Source organism: Mesorhizobium sp. WSM4840 (genome assembly GCF_055811755.1).
Genome location: NZ_JBVVQD010000001.1, coordinates 41,921 through 56,859, shown reverse-complemented (window position 1 = coordinate 56,859; position 14,939 = coordinate 41,921). Strand labels below are relative to the sequence as shown.

At 61.9% G+C, this 14,939-nt stretch carries 17 protein-coding genes; 9 read left to right on the top strand and 8 right to left on the bottom strand.

The features are described from left to right. The first annotated feature begins 40 nt into the window (after nt 1-40). From AC0L3I_RS00300 to AC0L3I_RS00290, 3 genes are all read left to right on the top strand, one after another. Nucleotides 41-1,372 carry a sugar ABC transporter permease gene (locus AC0L3I_RS00300; RefSeq protein ID WP_473525586.1) on the top strand — a complete coding sequence of 444 codons (1,332 nt, stop codon included), beginning with the start codon at nt 41-43 and terminating at the stop codon, nt 1,370-1,372. Between the two features lie 93 nt (nt 1,373-1,465). Next, nucleotides 1,466-2,260 carry an ATP-binding cassette domain-containing protein gene (locus tag AC0L3I_RS00295; RefSeq protein WP_065007457.1) on the top strand — a complete coding sequence of 265 codons (795 nt, stop codon included), beginning with the start codon at nt 1,466-1,468 and terminating at the stop codon, nt 2,258-2,260. A gap of 113 nt (nt 2,261-2,373) precedes the next feature. Then, on the top strand, nt 2,374-4,017 hold the full coding sequence (locus AC0L3I_RS00290) for a CHASE domain-containing protein (RefSeq protein ID WP_473525979.1): 1,644 nt from the start codon (nt 2,374-2,376) through the stop codon (nt 4,015-4,017). A gap of 95 nt (nt 4,018-4,112) precedes the next feature. Here the strand turns inward: AC0L3I_RS00290 and AC0L3I_RS00285 are convergent, their stop codons facing one another. The 5 genes from AC0L3I_RS00285 to AC0L3I_RS00265 all read right to left on the bottom strand — a co-directional run bounded on the left by AC0L3I_RS00285 (nt 4,113) and on the right by AC0L3I_RS00265 (nt 7,716). After that, nucleotides 4,113-4,355, bottom strand: coding sequence for a YMGG-like glycine zipper-containing protein (locus AC0L3I_RS00285; protein WP_473525585.1), 243 nt, complete (start codon nt 4,353-4,355; stop codon nt 4,113-4,115). A gap of 82 nt (nt 4,356-4,437) precedes the next feature. Continuing rightward, on the bottom strand, nt 4,438-4,635 hold the full coding sequence (locus AC0L3I_RS00280; protein ID WP_473525584.1) for a hypothetical protein: 198 nt from the start codon (nt 4,633-4,635) through the stop codon (nt 4,438-4,440). Nucleotides 4,636-5,336: 701 nt separating this feature from the next. Further along, on the bottom strand, nt 5,337-6,371 hold the full coding sequence (locus AC0L3I_RS00275; protein ID WP_473525583.1) for a sensor histidine kinase: 1,035 nt from the start codon (nt 6,369-6,371) through the stop codon (nt 5,337-5,339). A gap of 149 nt (nt 6,372-6,520) precedes the next feature. Next, the gene (locus AC0L3I_RS00270) at nt 6,521-6,688 is read right to left on the bottom strand and encodes a DUF1328 domain-containing protein (RefSeq protein WP_023797107.1); all 168 of its coding nucleotides are present in this window, start codon (nt 6,686-6,688) and stop codon (nt 6,521-6,523) included. A 233-nt stretch (nt 6,689-6,921) separates the two neighbouring features. Further along, nucleotides 6,922-7,716 (bottom strand): response regulator, encoded by a 795-nt coding sequence (locus tag AC0L3I_RS00265; RefSeq protein ID WP_258121726.1) that lies wholly within the window; start codon nt 7,714-7,716, stop codon nt 6,922-6,924. Between the two features lie 236 nt (nt 7,717-7,952). Here AC0L3I_RS00265 and AC0L3I_RS00260 point away from each other — a divergent pair, with 236 nt between their 5' ends. Together AC0L3I_RS00260 and AC0L3I_RS00255 are read left to right on the top strand one after the other, a co-directional pair. After that, on the top strand, nt 7,953-8,147 hold the full coding sequence (locus AC0L3I_RS00260; RefSeq protein ID WP_029348708.1) for a NepR family anti-sigma factor: 195 nt from the start codon (nt 7,953-7,955) through the stop codon (nt 8,145-8,147). Nucleotides 8,148-8,150: 3 nt separating this feature from the next. After that, the gene (locus tag AC0L3I_RS00255) at nt 8,151-8,702 is read left to right on the top strand and encodes an RNA polymerase sigma factor (protein WP_029348707.1); all 552 of its coding nucleotides are present in this window, start codon (nt 8,151-8,153) and stop codon (nt 8,700-8,702) included. Nucleotides 8,703-8,757: 55 nt separating this feature from the next. Here the strand turns inward: AC0L3I_RS00255 and AC0L3I_RS00250 are convergent, their stop codons facing one another. Beyond that, nucleotides 8,758-9,129 carry a response regulator gene (locus AC0L3I_RS00250; protein WP_473525978.1) on the bottom strand — a complete coding sequence of 124 codons (372 nt, stop codon included), beginning with the start codon at nt 9,127-9,129 and terminating at the stop codon, nt 8,758-8,760. A gap of 340 nt (nt 9,130-9,469) precedes the next feature. On the opposite strand from AC0L3I_RS00250, the gene AC0L3I_RS00245 reads away from it, so the two are divergent. Together AC0L3I_RS00245 and AC0L3I_RS00240 are read left to right on the top strand one after the other, a co-directional pair. Beyond that, on the top strand, nt 9,470-9,796 hold the full coding sequence (locus AC0L3I_RS00245; protein WP_473525582.1) for an ElaB/YgaM/YqjD family protein: 327 nt from the start codon (nt 9,470-9,472) through the stop codon (nt 9,794-9,796). A gap of 11 nt (nt 9,797-9,807) precedes the next feature. Next, nucleotides 9,808-10,272, top strand: a complete 465-nt coding sequence (locus AC0L3I_RS00240) for a hypothetical protein (protein ID WP_473525581.1) — start codon at nt 9,808-9,810, stop codon at nt 10,270-10,272. A 102-nt stretch (nt 10,273-10,374) separates the two neighbouring features. On the opposite strand, the gene AC0L3I_RS00235 is transcribed toward AC0L3I_RS00240, so the two are convergent. Next, nucleotides 10,375-11,892: a sensor histidine kinase gene (locus AC0L3I_RS00235; protein WP_473525580.1), complete on the bottom strand. Its 1,518-nt coding sequence runs from the start codon at nt 11,890-11,892 to the stop codon at nt 10,375-10,377. Nucleotides 11,893-12,088: 196 nt separating this feature from the next. Between AC0L3I_RS00235 and AC0L3I_RS00230 the strand changes: the two genes are divergently transcribed. Continuing rightward, nucleotides 12,089-12,289: a hypothetical protein gene (locus AC0L3I_RS00230; protein ID WP_473486921.1), complete on the top strand. Its 201-nt coding sequence runs from the start codon at nt 12,089-12,091 to the stop codon at nt 12,287-12,289. 29 nt (nt 12,290-12,318) lie between these two features. On the opposite strand, the gene AC0L3I_RS00225 is transcribed toward AC0L3I_RS00230, so the two are convergent. Further along, nucleotides 12,319-13,239, bottom strand: coding sequence for a diacylglycerol/lipid kinase family protein (locus AC0L3I_RS00225; RefSeq protein WP_473525579.1), 921 nt, complete (start codon nt 13,237-13,239; stop codon nt 12,319-12,321). A 293-nt stretch (nt 13,240-13,532) separates the two neighbouring features. Here AC0L3I_RS00225 and AC0L3I_RS00220 point away from each other — a divergent pair, with 293 nt between their 5' ends. After that, nucleotides 13,533-14,930 carry a PRC-barrel domain-containing protein gene (locus AC0L3I_RS00220; protein ID WP_473525578.1) on the top strand — a complete coding sequence of 466 codons (1,398 nt, stop codon included), beginning with the start codon at nt 13,533-13,535 and terminating at the stop codon, nt 14,928-14,930. The last annotated feature ends 9 nt before the right edge of the window (nt 14,931-14,939 follow it).

The window sequence follows — 14,939 nt, the reverse complement described above, 5'->3', positions numbered from 1 at the left end:
CCGGCATCCGCGGCAGACGGCAACCCGGTGGGAGGACATCATGACCGACACGACTTCCAACACGCCGGCCGCCGATACAGCTGCCGATCGGGCGCGTGAATCCGAGCTCAGCCCCGTCGGCCGCTTCCTCAAGGCAACCGAGCTCGACATACGCATGCTCGGCATGGTCGGCGCGCTGCTGGTCATCTGGGTTGGAATCCACATCCTGTCGGGCGGGCTCTTCCTTACGCCGCGCAATCTCTGGAACCTGTCGGTGCAGACCTCCTCGGTCGCGATCATGGCGACCGGCATGGTGCTGGTCATCGTGATGCGCAACATCGATCTTTCGGTCGGCTCCGTCGAAGGTGTGATCGGCATGGTGATGGGCGTCGCGCAGGCCGAATTCCTCATCCGGGTCATGGGCTTCCAGCTTGGAAATCCCTGGATATGGATCATCGCACTGGCTGCCGGCGTAGCGCTCGGCCTCATGATCGGCGCGCTCCAGGGCTTCATCATCGCCTATCTCGAGGTTCCGGCCTTCATCGTGACGCTGGGCGGCCTGCTGATCTGGCGCGGCATGGCGTGGCTGATGACGAGCGGGCGCACCGTCGCGCCGCTCGACGCCACATTCCAGCTCATGGGTGGCGGGCCGCGTGGCTCGATCGGGGCAACCGCAAGCTGGATCGTCGGCATTCTCGCCTGTGTGGCCGTCGCCTTGATGCTGCTCAACGGCCGGTCACAGCGCAAGCGGTTCAAATTCCCGCTGCGCCCGGTCTGGGCGGAGAGCTTGCTTGGTGTTTTCGCCTGCGCCGCCATCCTTGGCGCCGTCTGGATCGCCAATTCCTACCCCTGGCCGATCGGCATCGTTCGCCAGTACGCTCAGCGGACCGGCATCACCGTTCCCGAAGGCGGCCTGTTCATCGCCCATGGCATCGCCATACCGGTGCTGATCGCGGTCGCAGTCGGCATCGTCATGACCTTCATCACCAGGCGCACCCGTTTCGGCCGCTATGTCTTCGCCATTGGCGGCAATCCGGAAGCGGCCGAACTCGCCGGCATCAACACGCGCTGGGTGACCATGAAGGTGTTCATGATCATGGGCGTGCTGGCCGCGATCAGCGCGGCGATTGCGTCGGCCCGCCTCAATGCGTCGACCAATGCGCTGGGTACGCTGGACGAGCTCTTGGTCATCGCGGCTGCGGTCATTGGCGGTACGTCGCTGGTCGGCGGCTCCGGCACGGTGCTCGGCGCGATGCTGGGCGCACTTCTGATGCAGTCGCTGCAGTCCGGCATGGTGTTGCTCGGCATCGATTCACCGCTTCAGAGCGTCGTCGTCGGCGCCGTCCTGGTCGTCGCCGTTTGGCTCGACACCGTCTACCGCAAGCGGGTCTGAGCATGATCCCGAGCCGAAGCGCCGCGTCAGCGAAAATTGGACGCCGGTTTCGACGAGACCGTGCTCAAGCAAAAACCATAGGGAGGAACGATCATGGCTGACACAACTGCGCCCACGCCACTGATCGATATGCGCAACATTTCGATTGCCTTTGGCGGCATTCGTGCTGTCGACGATGCGTCGATCGACCTTTTCCCGGGCGAGGTCGTGGCACTGCTTGGCCACAACGGCGCCGGCAAGTCGACGCTGATCAAGATCCTGTCCGGCGCCTACAAGCGCGATTCGGGCCAGATCTTCGTCAATGGCGAAGAGGCTTCGATCTCCAATCCGCGCGACGCCAAGAAATACGGCATCGAGACGATCTACCAGACGCTGGCGCTCGCCGACAATGTCGACGCCGCCGCCAATCTCTTCCTCGGCCGCGAGCTGATGACCGGCTGGGGCACGCTCGACGACGGCGCCATGGAGGCTGAGGCGCGCAAGGTGATGGGCAGGCTCAATCCCCGTTTCCAGCGCTTCAAGGAGCCGGTGGTCAAGCTTTCGGGCGGCCAGCGGCAGTCGGTGGCAATCGCGCGAGCCATCCTGTTCAACGCCCGAATCCTGATCATGGATGAGCCGACGGCGGCATTGGGACCGCAGGAAACGGCGCAGGTCGGCGAACTGGTCATGCAGCTCAAGGCCGACGGCATCGGCATCTTCCTGATCAGCCACGACATCCACGATGTGTTCGAGCTTGCCGACCGCGTCTGCGTGATGAAGAATGGTCGGGTCGTCGGCACGGCGCGCACCAGCGACGTGACCCAGGACGAGGTGCTCGGCATGATCATTTTGGGCAAGTGCCCGCCCGGTGCCATTCCGGGCCCAGGTGCACTGAAGATCGCCGCCTGAAGCGTCAAATACCTGTCATGTGATATGCCAGTCGTCATGATGGTTTGGCCGCGCCATTGTGTTGCCACGGGGACTTGCCCATAAGATGGGGAACCATGGGCCGCAGCAGCAACTTGAAGAAGTTCTTCCCGATCGTCGCTTTCATCGCCGTCGCGCTGATCAGCCTGACGATGGCGGGATTCGCCTATTTCGCCACGCAGGAAGCAGCGCGCATCAAGTTCGAGGCGACGGCGGACGACGCGCTCAACCGGATCGACAGCCGCATCGACCTGCATCTGTCGCTGCTGCGATCGACCCATGCGCTGTTCGAGGCGCGCAATGGTGGCATTTCGCGGGGCGAGTTCAAGGCGTTCTTCGAAGCGCTTGGTATCAACGACAATTTTACCGGCCTGCGCGGTATCGGCTTTCTCCGGCTGGTGAGAGCCGGCGACGAGGCAGCTGTCGAGCGTGCCATCCTGCACGACTATGGCGCCAGCGATGCGATCTATCCGGCTACGACAACGCTGCCATGGCGTACGCCCATCACGCTGTTCGAGCCGCTGGATCCTTCCAATCAATCCAGCATCGGCTACGACATGTTCACCGAACCGGTGCGGCGCGAGGCGATCGAAAGGGCGATGGCCGACAACCAGCAGCACGCGAGCGGGCGCGTGCAGCTGGGCCAGGAAACAGGTGCTGCGCAGACCTTCACCGGCTTCCTGGTCTTCGTGCGGCTCAACGTCGAAACCGCCCAGGACGGCATCGATGCGTCCAGATCCTCGACATCAGGCTTTCTTTATGCGGCCTTCCGCGCCCGCGATCTGTTCCAGACCGCGCTCAGCCGAACGCCGCTGCTGCCGGTGAACATCGAAATCTATGACGGCAAGGTGGATGCCGACCATCTTTTGTTCCAGTCGGAAACGCCGCCGGCGTCGAGCTTCGGTGACAGGCTGGTGGTTTCTCGCGAGATCACCATCGCCGGACGTCCATGGACCGTCCTGTTCAGACCGACAAGCGCATTCTCGCAACCCTCCTCGCGCGCCATTCCGGTGATGCTCGGCCTGTTCGGGCTGCTGCTTGCGGGAACCATCGCGCTGGTGGCCCGCTATCAGGAGCGGGCCTATGACGCGGTCTCGCTGCTTCATGAAACGACGGAAAAAAGCCTGCTCGAAAAAGACCTGATGCTGCAGGAGATGAAGCACCGCATCAAGAACTCGATTACGCGGGTGCTGGCGATCGCGCGCCAGACGGCGTCGCACGCCACCGACGTCCACGAGTTCTCGTCCTCTTTTTCGGCCCGGCTGCAAGCGATGGCGGCTTCCCAGGACATGCTGACGCGCTCGCGCTGGCAGAAGGCCGATCTCGGCGATCTCTTGCGCATCGAACTTGGCCAGGTGTTCGGCAAGGAGCTTCCCGAGGGGATATTGTCGGGGCCAGAGGTGTTGCTCGACGAGACGACGACGCAAGCGCTCGGCCTGACCTTTCATGAACTGGCAACGAACGCGCTGAAATATGGCGAAACCGGCAATTCGGTCAATGCTAGAACGGGCGAGTGGTCACTCAAGGTCGACTGGTCGGTCGAGGGCCGCAGGAGCGACCGGACGCTGGTCCTCAACTGGCGCGAAGCCGGCCAGAAGAAGCTCGAACCACCTGTCAAAACCGGTTTTGGCACCAAGCTGATCGATCTGAACGTCACGCGCGAATTGCGCGGTACGATCAATCGCGATTTTCACGATGGCGGGTTGAGCGTGGAAATCAGGATTCCACTGTCGGACTGAAACGCTGCCGCAAACCGACCGTTTTCGAAGGCGCAAGTAAACAGAGACCGGCTCGTCCGGTCTCCGCTTCTATTGCTTCATGCGTTTGAAACGGATCAACAGCGAGCCGTAAACAGACGGCCACGGTTGTCGCGGTACTGGCAATAGCCATTGCGCAGGTTGCGCACCAGCAGGCCGGTACCGGCACCGATGGCTGCGCCGACGAGCGCACCCTTGCCGCCATCAATCAGGCCGCCGGCCAGAGCGCCGACACCGGCGCCGACGGCGACATCCTTCTCAGTGGTGCTGCAACCGCTGGCTGCGATCACGGCAACCATGGCAATAATCATCTTCCGCATAGGGTCACTCCTCGCCTTTTTGTCCTCACTTGTAGCTCTACCCGTCATGTATCATGCGAAAAAGCGTTTTGCCTGCTCGATTTCATTGTTGGCTAAGGGAATCTTTTTCGGGGCGCGCGCCGTTCGAGGCAACCTCAAGATTGGAAATCTCCACGGACGCGTCGAGCGTGCCGTCCGGACGCACATTCCAGCCGATCTGGTCGTAATCATCCTCAAGTGCCGGATCGACGGAAAGGCATTTGGCAATTATGCGCGGAGCCTGACCCTGCAAATCGCTCAAGGCAAAGCAAGGCAAAGGGCCGCGCGGCGGTGCATTCCTGAGCGGTTTCGAAAACGCTCACCGATACGGGCAGTTCGCGACACTCGGTCATCGCGTTCGAACAGCCAATGACCAGCAACACGGCAGCGATGTGTTCCATGGCGACGGTCCTCCGGCCATAAGAACGGGCCACATCCGTCAAAGTTCCTGCCATGCAGGCTGGCGCGACTGATTGGAGAACAGGTCGACATGAGGCAAGCACAAGCCGCCGGCCACTTTGGGTCCGACGCTTTAAATTGTATTTATGCATGTCGTTATCGCAAAACCGCTGCACACCCTCGGGTCAGGCCCGAGGGCATGCTTTCGCGCGACATGCATTAGATCAACTGGAACGCGGCGACCAGGACGACCACTGCAGCCAGCCCGATCGCGGCGACGCCGGGGTCGGGAGGGAAGTACGGGGCGACGGCATCGCGGATGCTTCGAGATCCTGAAACCCGCCCATCGAAACGCGCGCGGCCTGTTCCAGCCTGTTGATGTCGGCAACCGTCAAAGCCATTCCTCCCGTACTGCGCAGCAACTGCGATCGAAAACGTCATGCGGAGCGGTGTCTGGGAAAAACAGCATCGGACTTTATGGTGAACAGATGGTTAAGCCGGCGCGGCCGGTATCGATCCCCAGCCCTCTTGGCCCCGGCTCTCTTGGGCTCGGCTGCTGTCCGTTCAATCCGTCTCGAAATTGCCGCGAGGAACGACAAGACGATATTCGAGACGGTCCCCGGTGATTTCAAGTGTCGCCGTACCGTTCAACGACGCAGGCACGACGCGCTCCAGCGCGACGCTGCCAAAGCGCTTCTCACTGGGCTGATTGTCGTTGGCTCCGATGGCTTCGGCCCATGTCAGCGACAGTGCGGTCTCGCCAGCGGAAGCGGCCGTCAGATCGGCCGTCACCTCGACGAATCCGTCGGCTCGCGACAGAGCGCCGTAGCTGACCGAATTGACGGTAAGCTCGTGCATGGCCAAGCCGATATGCAGGGCGGCATTGGGGTTGAGGTAGGGATTTGCACCCTGGAAACGCAAGCTGCGCACAGGGTCGGCTCCATAGCGGCCGACCTGTCCGGACACCAGTTCGCGTAGTGCCGCTCCCCGCCAGTTCGACGAGGTCACCAGGTCCTGGGATGAGGCAAGCGACTGCAGCCGGCCGCGAAAGCGTGTCAGGAAATCACCGAGCGTGTCCGAATAACGGCTGGTCTGGGTGGCGATGCTCTGGATGATTGCCAAAAGGTTCTTTGAGCGGTGGCTGACCTCGCGCAGCAGCGTCTTCAGGGTCTGCTCGCGACGTTTCTGCTCGGTCGTTTCGACCATGGTGGTGACGACGCCCTGCACGGCGCCGCCGTCGTCGTGATCCGCGTCTACCCATATTTGGAACCAGCGAACGCCATCGTCGGCGGGAATGCTGAGCTCAAGATGTTCCGGATTGCCGGATGCGACGACATTGCGTTTGGCCGCACCGATACGCTCCGCCTGCGCCAGCGGCAGGATGCCGTTGCTGTCGGTCGTATCGGAAGCCCATGGCGGGCGCATGTTGCGGGCCCAGACGGTTTTCATCTCGCGATCCTGATAGAGAACCGAAATGCCGGCATTGTGCAGCGCATGGAGAAGGGCCCGGCCAAGCTGCATTCCACTCTCAGCGGACTGCAAAGCGATGATCTCATCGCTCCGTCCGCTGTCTTTCATGTCTCCGGCTCTGGGTTGCATTGTTCAGTTCACCCGCCCAATGCAGGCTGAACGGCTGACGGAAAAATGGGTTCCCAAAAGAGGTCCGCCGAGCGACGTCCGGTAAGGACTCCGCCCGGCGGTAGCTGGAAACCGCTTGAGGGGTGCGGCTCCCAGTGTTCGATCGCAGTTCACGACGCGCGTTTGAACAAGCCCGCGATAAGCGAAATGATCAGGAAAGCGAGAAAAATGAAAAACAGTATCTGCGCTATACCGGCCGAGGTGCCGGCGATACCGCCGAAACCAAGAGCGCCTGCAATGATCGCGACGACGAGAAATACGAGCGCCCAGTAAAGCATGATCCATCTCCTTCAAATGGTACGGCAAAAACGTCTTTCGCTACCGTTTGTTCCACCATTTCCCGAAAAAGACGATCCCTGGAAATCTTTCCGGCCCGAATTGAATCGCCATGCGCAGGGGGAAGTTCGAGGCGCAAGTGACGTTTGCCAGCCGCAAGCGGCCAGCATCATTCGATCAGTGGGAAAACGGGCGATCCGTGGAACGGGCAGCGCGAGGCTGGGCCTGCCCGGTCCTATGCAGCGGCTTTCGCATGCCGGTCGAAGAACAGCGCCTGGCTGATCAGGGCCTTGACCATATCCGGATTGAACGGCTTGGTGACGAGGAAGGCCGGCTCCGGCCGCTCGCCGGTCAGGAGGCGCTCGGGAAAGGCGGTGATGAAGATCACCGGCACCGGCGTGGACGACAGGATCTCGTTCACCGCTTCGATGCCCGAGCTGCCGTCGGCAAGCTGGATGTCGGCCAGCACCATCTTCGGCCGCGTCTTTGTGAACATCGCCACCGCCTCGGCGTGGGTACGCGCAGTTCCGACGACGCGATGGCCGAGGCTTTCGACCATTTGCTCGATGTCCATGGCGATCAGCGGCTCGTCCTCGATGATCAGCACATCGGTTGCCACCTGGCGGGAAATCTCGTTGCTGGCCTCGGCGAGAAGTTCGGAGAACTCCTGATCGTCGACGTCGAGAATCTCCGCCGCCTCGTCTTCGCTGAAACCTTCGACGGCGACCAGCAGGAAGGCTTGGCGGGGGCGGGGTGAGATCGCGTTCAGATTGGCGGCGGCGCGCTGTTCCCACGCCGACTGCGGGTGTTCTTGCGGAACGCGGATGGCGACCGAGGTGAACAGCCTGGCGAAGACTTTGTAGAGCGCGATGCGGTCGTTCGACGCGTCCGGAAAGATGTCGATGTCGGCGATGATGGCTTCGAGCATCGCGGCGACCAGCGCGTCGCCACTCTCCTGCGATCCGGAAACGGCTCGCGAGAAGCGGCGCAGGAACGGCAGGTGCGGAGCGATGGTTGCGGATAGGCTCATGATGGACGTCTCCCTCCGACGTAATTGCATAGATTGCAGGCCAAGGTGATTACAAGCCCCGAAAATAAACCCTGAAAGCATAAACGCCGGCTTTCCGAAAAAGTTCCGATGGTTTGGAACTAATGTAAGAGGACGGCGTTTGAGGTCGGGACGGGCAACCAGACGAGGGGACCGCCTGCTTTGCATCGTGTATTGAAGGGCGGCAGGGTGCTGGGAACAAAGGGCGAAATGAAGACATGACGAAAGATACCACGGCTGGCGCTGCAAACAGGCGCCGGGCAGCTTCCGGCGACCCGCTCGGGCCAAATTCGGAAATCGGCCGCAAACTCAAGCAATATTACGACGAGCTGGTCTCCGACAATGTGCCGGATCGCTTCGCCCAATTGCTCAGCCAGTTGGAACAGGCCCAGCCTGCACGGAAAAAGGACTGAGGCATGGCGGCCGTCTCCCAGAGCTTCAAGACGGATCTGCTCGGCTCGATTCCGAGCCTGCGGGCCTTTGCCGTGTCGCTGACGCAAAACGCCGACAAGGCCGACGATCTGGTGCAGGAAACGCTGGTGAAGGCCTGGGACAAGCATGAAAGCTTCGAGCCGGGCACCAATCTCAAGGCATGGCTGTTCACCATCCTGCGCAACGAATTCTATTCGCAGATGCGCAAGCGCGGCCGCGAGGTGCAGGACAGCGACGGCATCATGACAGCCAGGCTAGCCGTTCATCCGGCCCAGCACGGTCAGCTTGACCTCAAGGACTTTCGTAGCGCGCTCGAGCAATTGCCCGAGGACCAGCGCGAAGCCATCATTCTCATCGGCGCTTCGGGTTTTTCCTACGAGGAAGCTGCTGAGATTTGCGGCTGTGCGGTCGGAACGATCAAGAGCCGCGTCAGCCGCGCCCGCACGCGGCTGCAGGAAATCTTGAAGATTTCCGGCGATGACGAGTTTGGGCCGGATGCGATATCGGCTCAGGTGACGGGGTCGAACGCCGCCTGAATACTGACTCTCGGCAATATAGGCCCCCGGTAATATCGGTCCCGGTTTCCGGGCATCAAACAAGAGGGCCGCGCCCGCACGCCGCCGCCACTGCCTGCACGAGATCGTCTCCCGAATAAGGCTTGGTGACCAATCTGATATCGGGAAAGGACACCTTGATTTCGTCCATGTCGGAATAGCCCGAGGCGAAGACGAAAGGCACGCCCGATTCGCGCAGCCGCGAAGCGAAATCGAGTGTCGAAGCGCCGCCCAGCATGAGATCGACGATGGCTGCGTCGAATTGCGAGGCAACGCTCTTCCGATCGATCTCACCCAGATCGCGGGCGATGATCACGTTGCCGGCGCCGTAGTCGCGGCAAAGCTGCTCGACATCCATGGCGATCAGGAATTCATCCTCCAGAACAAGAATCCGCAATCCGTCAAGCAAGGGCACGTGGCAATGTCTCCGTGGGGCGCAGGGAAAAGGGGAAGCGCAGGGAACAGAGGAGTCATGATCTCTATTTGGCTTCCTGTCATCTAAAGTTATTTGGCATCCTGTCATCTAAAGGCATGCCCGTCGCAGATGACGGAAATCTCGATCCTTAACGAAAGCTCAACTCGCTGGGAGGGTTGAGCGAGGATCGCCGGCCGATGATCTGACGCCGGTCCCGGGACGCTCGGGTCGGGCTGGACTCATACGCGGAAACACCCTTTCATGGACCTCATTCCGATTTCGGAACCTTGGCGTGTATCGAGCGTTTGGAGCCAAGCAAGCAAGGAGTTAAGCAATGGCGACTGCTGCAGGAAAGGCCGCGAACGCAAGCCGGGCGGAATCGGATCTTGAGGCCGACATCAGGCAATTGAAAGCCGATATCGAAAAACTCACCAAGCAATTGGCCAAGACCGGCGAACATGGTTATGGGACGGCCCGCCGCGCCGCGACCGAAGGTGTCGAGCAATTGCGCGCCCAGGGCGAAGCAGCCTTCGATACCCTGCGCAGCAACGCCAAGGACATCGAGGCGCAAGTGGTGGCGAGCGTGCGCGAAAAGCCGGTGACGTCGCTGGCAATCGCGGCAGGCGTCGGCTTTCTGTTCGCGCTTCTCGCGCGCCGCTAGTCTCAGCCCAGATGGGAATGCTGGCATCGTTGATCTCGGGCCTCGTCTCGGGTGAAGCCGCTGCAGCCGTGCGCCGCGCGCGCACGGCTGCAATCGTCTATGCGCTCGCAGCACTTGCTGCATTGTGCGGCGTCGGTTTCCTCGTCGGAGCGGCCTATATCTGGGTGGCGGGTCGCTACGGGCCGATGGCAGCCTGCCTTGGGTTCGGGGTCGGCTTCCTGGTGATCGCAGGGCTCCTCCTGCTCATCCATCAGCTGTCGGCCGGCGCGCGCGCCCGACGCCGGGCGCGGAGGCGCAATGCCGACATGAAGGCGGTCGGCATCACGGCCGCGCTCGCCGTACTGCCGGCGCTACTCAAGGGGAAAGGCGGCCTGGGCACGATACTCGGCCCGGCGATTGCACTCGCCGCCTACGCCATCTACCGCGAGAACACCAAGCCCGATGCCGACGATCCGGATGCCGGCGAAGCGAAATAGCTCGAAGCGATTCTTCTCCTTGTTTGACAATGATCTTATCCGAAAACCGGGCTCCCACCTTTCGCTGACGCGGACCTTCGGTTCGGGATCATGGCCGGGCCGTCACTTCGGCAGATCCTCCAGCGGCATCGATATTTCGGCGAACACGCCTTCCGGCCGGAATTCGTGGGTCACTTCGCTGGAGATGACCTTGGCCAGGCTGCGGCGGATCAGGATCGAGCCGAAGCCGTGGCGTTCGGGCGAGGCAACCTCAGGCCCGCCGCTTTCGCGCCAGGTCAGCACCAGGCGCCGTGCGCCTTTCCGGCCCTGTGCCTGCCAGTCGAGATCGACCTTGCCCGAAGCCGCCGACAGCGCTCCGTATTGCAACGCGTTGCTGGCCAGTTCATGCAGGATCAGGCCGAGCCCGACTGCCTGGTCGGGCGAAAGCAGCAGATCGGCGCCTGAGATCGTCATGCGCGGCTGTTCGGCGGTATCGAACGGCTTGACCTCGATCTGCACGAGTTCGCGGATGCCAATGCCGCGCCACTCGCGGTCGGACAGCAGGCTGTGGGCGGCGCCCAGCGCCTGAAGCCTGGCGCTGAAGGCTTCAAGGAACTCGCTCGGCTGGCGGGCATGGCGAACGGTCTGCGTCGCCAGCGCCTGCACGGTCGCCAGCGTGTTCTTGACGCGATGGTTCAGCTCGCGCAGCAAGAGCCGTTGCCGCTCGTCGCCGAGCTTGCGTTCGGTGATGTCGTAATTGACGCCGAAGATCAGCGTCGGCTTGCCGTCGCCGTCGCGCTCGATGACACGGCCGCGCGTCGCGAGCCAGCGCGGCGGACTGAAGCCCTTGATGCGGTATTCGCCAAAATAATCGTCGCCGCCGGTCAGCGCGTCACGAAAGCGCGTCTCGGTCTGGTAGACATCACGCGGGTCGATGGCGGCAAGGATATCGCGCGCCCTCAGCCGATTCGAGCGCGGCAGGCCGAACAGTTCGGACAACCGGACGTCGCATTCGATCACATCGGTGTGGATATCCCATGCCCAGCTTGCGAGCGAGGCGGCATCGAGCGCGATGCCGCGCCGTTTTTCCTCGCGCGCCAGCGCCGCAGCGACGCTGGCGCCGTTGCGGGTGGCGTCCTTCAATGCGAACAGGCTGGCGGCGAGGCTGGCGAGCGCCGTCAATTGTTCGAGCTGGGCGGCAGACGGGGACGCGCGCGGCTTCCGGTCGAACACGCAGAGCGTGCCGATCCGGGCGCCGGCCACCACAATCGCCGCACCCGCATAGAAACGGACATGATGCTCGCCAGTGACCAGCGGGCTGGCGTTGAAACGTAGATCCGTGGTCGCATCGGTCACCACCATCGGCTCGTCGCCGGCGGCAATGGCATGGGCGCAGAAAGATGTATCTGTCGCGGCCTCGGTCTCATCCAGGCCGACACAGGACTTGAACCATTGCCGCTCGACGTCAAGCAGCGTGACGAGCGCGATAGGCGTTTGCATCACCGCGGCGGCAAGACGGCTGATATGGTCGAAGTCAGGATCGGCCGCCGTGTCGATTGCATCGAGACCGTGCAGTACGGCAAGCCGGTCCTGCGCCCTTACCACGCTAAGGACATCGACCGGCAGATTCGGCTTTTTCACTACCCTGCTATCCACAAGGCCCCCAAATGTATCGGCTTGCAGCCATTCGCGCCAGGCCAGTTGCCTGGCTCTGAAACCGGAACCTTCGCCTTGAGGAACCGTTACCCAACCACGTTTTGTCAGCTGCGTCCGCCAGCGCCAAACGACTTGCCGGCGCTAAACGACATGCCGGCGCCCAACGAAATGGAGGCCGATCATGCCCAGGATCGTTCCTGAAGACAAAGCCCGCCAGGGACGCTGGGGGTGGCATACTTTCCGTATCTTGATCGCCGCGCTGCTGTTGGCGTTTATCGCCTGGGGCATCGCGGAGATTTACGGCAACATGATAGACAAGAGGTCGACAACCGAACAGGGCGAGCTTCCCAGGGACGAACAGGGCGAGATTCCCAAAGGCTGAAGCTGTCCAATCGACTATGCCGGGCTGCATCACGCGGCCTTCGCTTGGACGGCGCGCGCCGGGACGAGAACGTTCAGCGCGCCAGGATGAATTTCGATCGTCGTTTCGCGGTCAAGCCTGACCAGTTCGCCGTCCATGACGGCGCGGAACTTCTTCGCAGCCGAGTGGACTTTCAAAACGGCCCGGTCAGCCTGGTGGATTTCCACATGTTCACTGTCGCGCCATTTGCCGCGCGCCATGTCGAAGAGGACCCTGACCAGTTCGCCACGTCGCCGCGCCACCGTGACATAGATGCCGAGCACGCCGCCGGCGGGATTGTCGGCATAGGGCAGGTGACCCTCACCGAACAGATTGTTAGTGACGCCGATGCCGGTGGTGCGCGTCACGATCTCGGCTTCGCCGATGGTCAGCGTCACCTTCATTGCCGACGGGTTGTTGATCGCCGCCCAGGCAGCCTTCACTGAAGCCCGCATCTTTCCCAACCGCGAGCCAAATTCCATGGTCTGGCGAAGCTGAACCATCCTGGCATGCATGCCGATCGAGAACTGATGCACGAATGGCTTACCGTTGGCGGTTGCCATATCGACTGCGATCACCTCGCCGTCGGCAAAAGATTTCACGGCCGCGTCCAGGGTCTGTGGAATGCCGAGCCCGCGCGCGAACAGGTTCATCGTGCCAGCCGGTAAAATGGCAAGTGCCTTCTTCCTGCCCATCAACCGAGCCGCCGCGGCCGAAATGGTGCCGTCGCCGCCGCCGGCCAGCACAATGTCGACGCTGTGCTTCGAAGCGATGCGGTCCAGCGTTGCGACGATGTCCTTGCTGGCAACGATGTCGATATCGATGGAGTGACCTGCTGCCTCCAACGTCTGGCGCATCCGGTCCGTGAAGGCGGAAAGATCAATCGTACGCAGGGTGCCGCCCTCCTGGTTCAGCACCGCCGCAAATCTCATCCCCCCGCTCCGTTTTTTCTTGCCAACCATTGGATAATCATCGGCCAGGACAGACCCAGCCACAGGTTGGAACGGGGCGGCTGAAAAAAAGTTCCGCAGCTCTGACGAAAATACAGGAGCGAATCTCACCGGCCGAACGCATGATTGAGCGCGATTCGGGTGGTTTTTTCACGACGCTCGCCATGGTGTCGGAACAACGGCGCGGTCACGACGTTGTGAATATGTAACGCCGCGACCAATCTCCCACCCGGCGGCTCGTGGCGTGAACGAAATAACGCTCGAGGAGGATTATGATGATCCGCACCCTTTTAACCACCACCGCACTGGCAGCGTTGATTGCGACTGGTGCGTATGCGCAGGAAGCCACAACCCCGGCGCCGACCCAGGATCCGGCGGTTCAGGAGACCGCTCCGGCTGCGCCCATTCCACGCGCCGAGGGCAGCCTGGTAACCAACATCGTCGGTGAATCGGTCTATAACGGCACAGGCGACGATGCCGAGAACATCGGTAATGTCAGTGATGTCGTCTTCGATGAAAACGGTCAGGCGAAATCCGTCGTCATCGGTGTTGGCGGCTTTCTTGGCGTCGGCGCCAAGAATGTCACTTTCGACTACAGCAAGCTGCAATGGGCCGAACGGGGTGGCGACCGCTGGCTGATCGCCGAAACTACAAAGGATGAGTTGATGGCTCAGCCGGACTTCGACCGCAGGCCTTACGATCCGCCTCCTGCGGCCACCGACACCACGGCTACGGCTCCTCCAGCCCCTTCTGGCACGACCGATACCACCGCACAGAACGCTCCGGCGGCTCCGGTCGAACCGGTTCCGGCCGAACCCGTGAAGCGTGCCGACGGTAACCTTGCCACCAATATCATCGGCGAAACCGTCTACAACGGCACTGGCGACGACGCTCAAAACATCGGTGACGTGAACGACATCGTCCTGGCCAAGGATGGCAAGGCCGAGTCGCTGATCATCGGCGTCGGCGGCTTCCTTGAGATTGGCGAAAAGAATGTCGCCTATCAGTTCGACAAGGCCAAGTGGGCTGAAAGGGATGGCGATCGCTGGCTGGTAGCCGAGACCACGAGGGAGGGTCTGGAGGCGTTGCCGGAGTTCAACCGCGAGCCCTATGATCCCGCCCCGGCGACAACCGCATCGACTGACGCGGCGACGCCGGCGCCGGTGACCACCACCCCTGCTGTCACTCCAGCCCCGGCGGAGAAGACCGCGGAAGCTCCGGCGGCAACGCCTGACACCGCTGCTCCGGCTCCAATGGACAAGACAGCCGAGGCTCCGGCTGCAGCAGCGCCTGATGCAACCCCCGACCAGACACAGACCGCGGCGATCGACAAGTCGGCGCTGACCGAAATGCCGGTCGACAAAATCCGGTCCGAGGATTTGGTTGGCACCACCGTCTATGGCGCCAATGATGTCAACGTCGGTGAGATTGGTGACGTCGTGCTGACGGGCGACAAGAAGGTCGATGCCGTCATCATCGACGTCGGCGGTTTCCTTGGCGTTGGCGAGAAGGAAGTGGCGATCGGCATGGATAACCTGAAATTCATGACCGACAAGGATGGCAAGCGCTATCTCTACACGAACTTCACCAAGGAGCAGCTCGAGGCGCAGGCCCCCTATGACAAGGCCACATATGCGCAAAACCGCGACACCCAGCGCATGATGATGCGCTAGTTTACTCCA

Bases quoted from the DNA above. Each gene is read 5' to 3' on its own strand.
- AC0L3I_RS00300 (WP_473525586.1), top strand. From the start codon at position 41: ATGACCGACACGACTTCCAACACGCCGGCCGCCGATACAGCTGCCGAT.
- AC0L3I_RS00295 (WP_065007457.1), top strand. From the start codon at position 1,466: ATGGCTGACACAACTGCGCCCACGCCACTGATCGATATGCGCAACATT.
- AC0L3I_RS00285 (WP_473525585.1), bottom strand. From the start codon at position 4,355: ATGCGGAAGATGATTATTGCCATGGTTGCCGTGATCGCAGCCAGCGGT.
- AC0L3I_RS00275 (WP_473525583.1), bottom strand. From the start codon at position 6,371: ATGCAACCCAGAGCCGGAGACATGAAAGACAGCGGACGGAGCGATGAG.
- AC0L3I_RS00270 (WP_023797107.1), bottom strand. From the start codon at position 6,688: ATGCTTTACTGGGCGCTCGTATTTCTCGTCGTCGCGATCATTGCAGGC.
- AC0L3I_RS00265 (WP_258121726.1), bottom strand. From the start codon at position 7,716: ATGAGCCTATCCGCAACCATCGCTCCGCACCTGCCGTTCCTGCGCCGC.
- AC0L3I_RS00260 (WP_029348708.1), top strand. From the start codon at position 7,953: ATGACGAAAGATACCACGGCTGGCGCTGCAAACAGGCGCCGGGCAGCT.
- AC0L3I_RS00255 (WP_029348707.1), top strand. From the start codon at position 8,151: ATGGCGGCCGTCTCCCAGAGCTTCAAGACGGATCTGCTCGGCTCGATT.
- AC0L3I_RS00245 (WP_473525582.1), top strand. From the start codon at position 9,470: ATGGCGACTGCTGCAGGAAAGGCCGCGAACGCAAGCCGGGCGGAATCG.
- AC0L3I_RS00240 (WP_473525581.1), top strand. From the start codon at position 9,808: ATGGGAATGCTGGCATCGTTGATCTCGGGCCTCGTCTCGGGTGAAGCC.
- AC0L3I_RS00230 (WP_473486921.1), top strand. From the start codon at position 12,089: ATGCCCAGGATCGTTCCTGAAGACAAAGCCCGCCAGGGACGCTGGGGG.
- AC0L3I_RS00225 (WP_473525579.1), bottom strand. From the start codon at position 13,239: ATGAGATTTGCGGCGGTGCTGAACCAGGAGGGCGGCACCCTGCGTACG.
- AC0L3I_RS00220 (WP_473525578.1), top strand. From the start codon at position 13,533: ATGATCCGCACCCTTTTAACCACCACCGCACTGGCAGCGTTGATTGCG.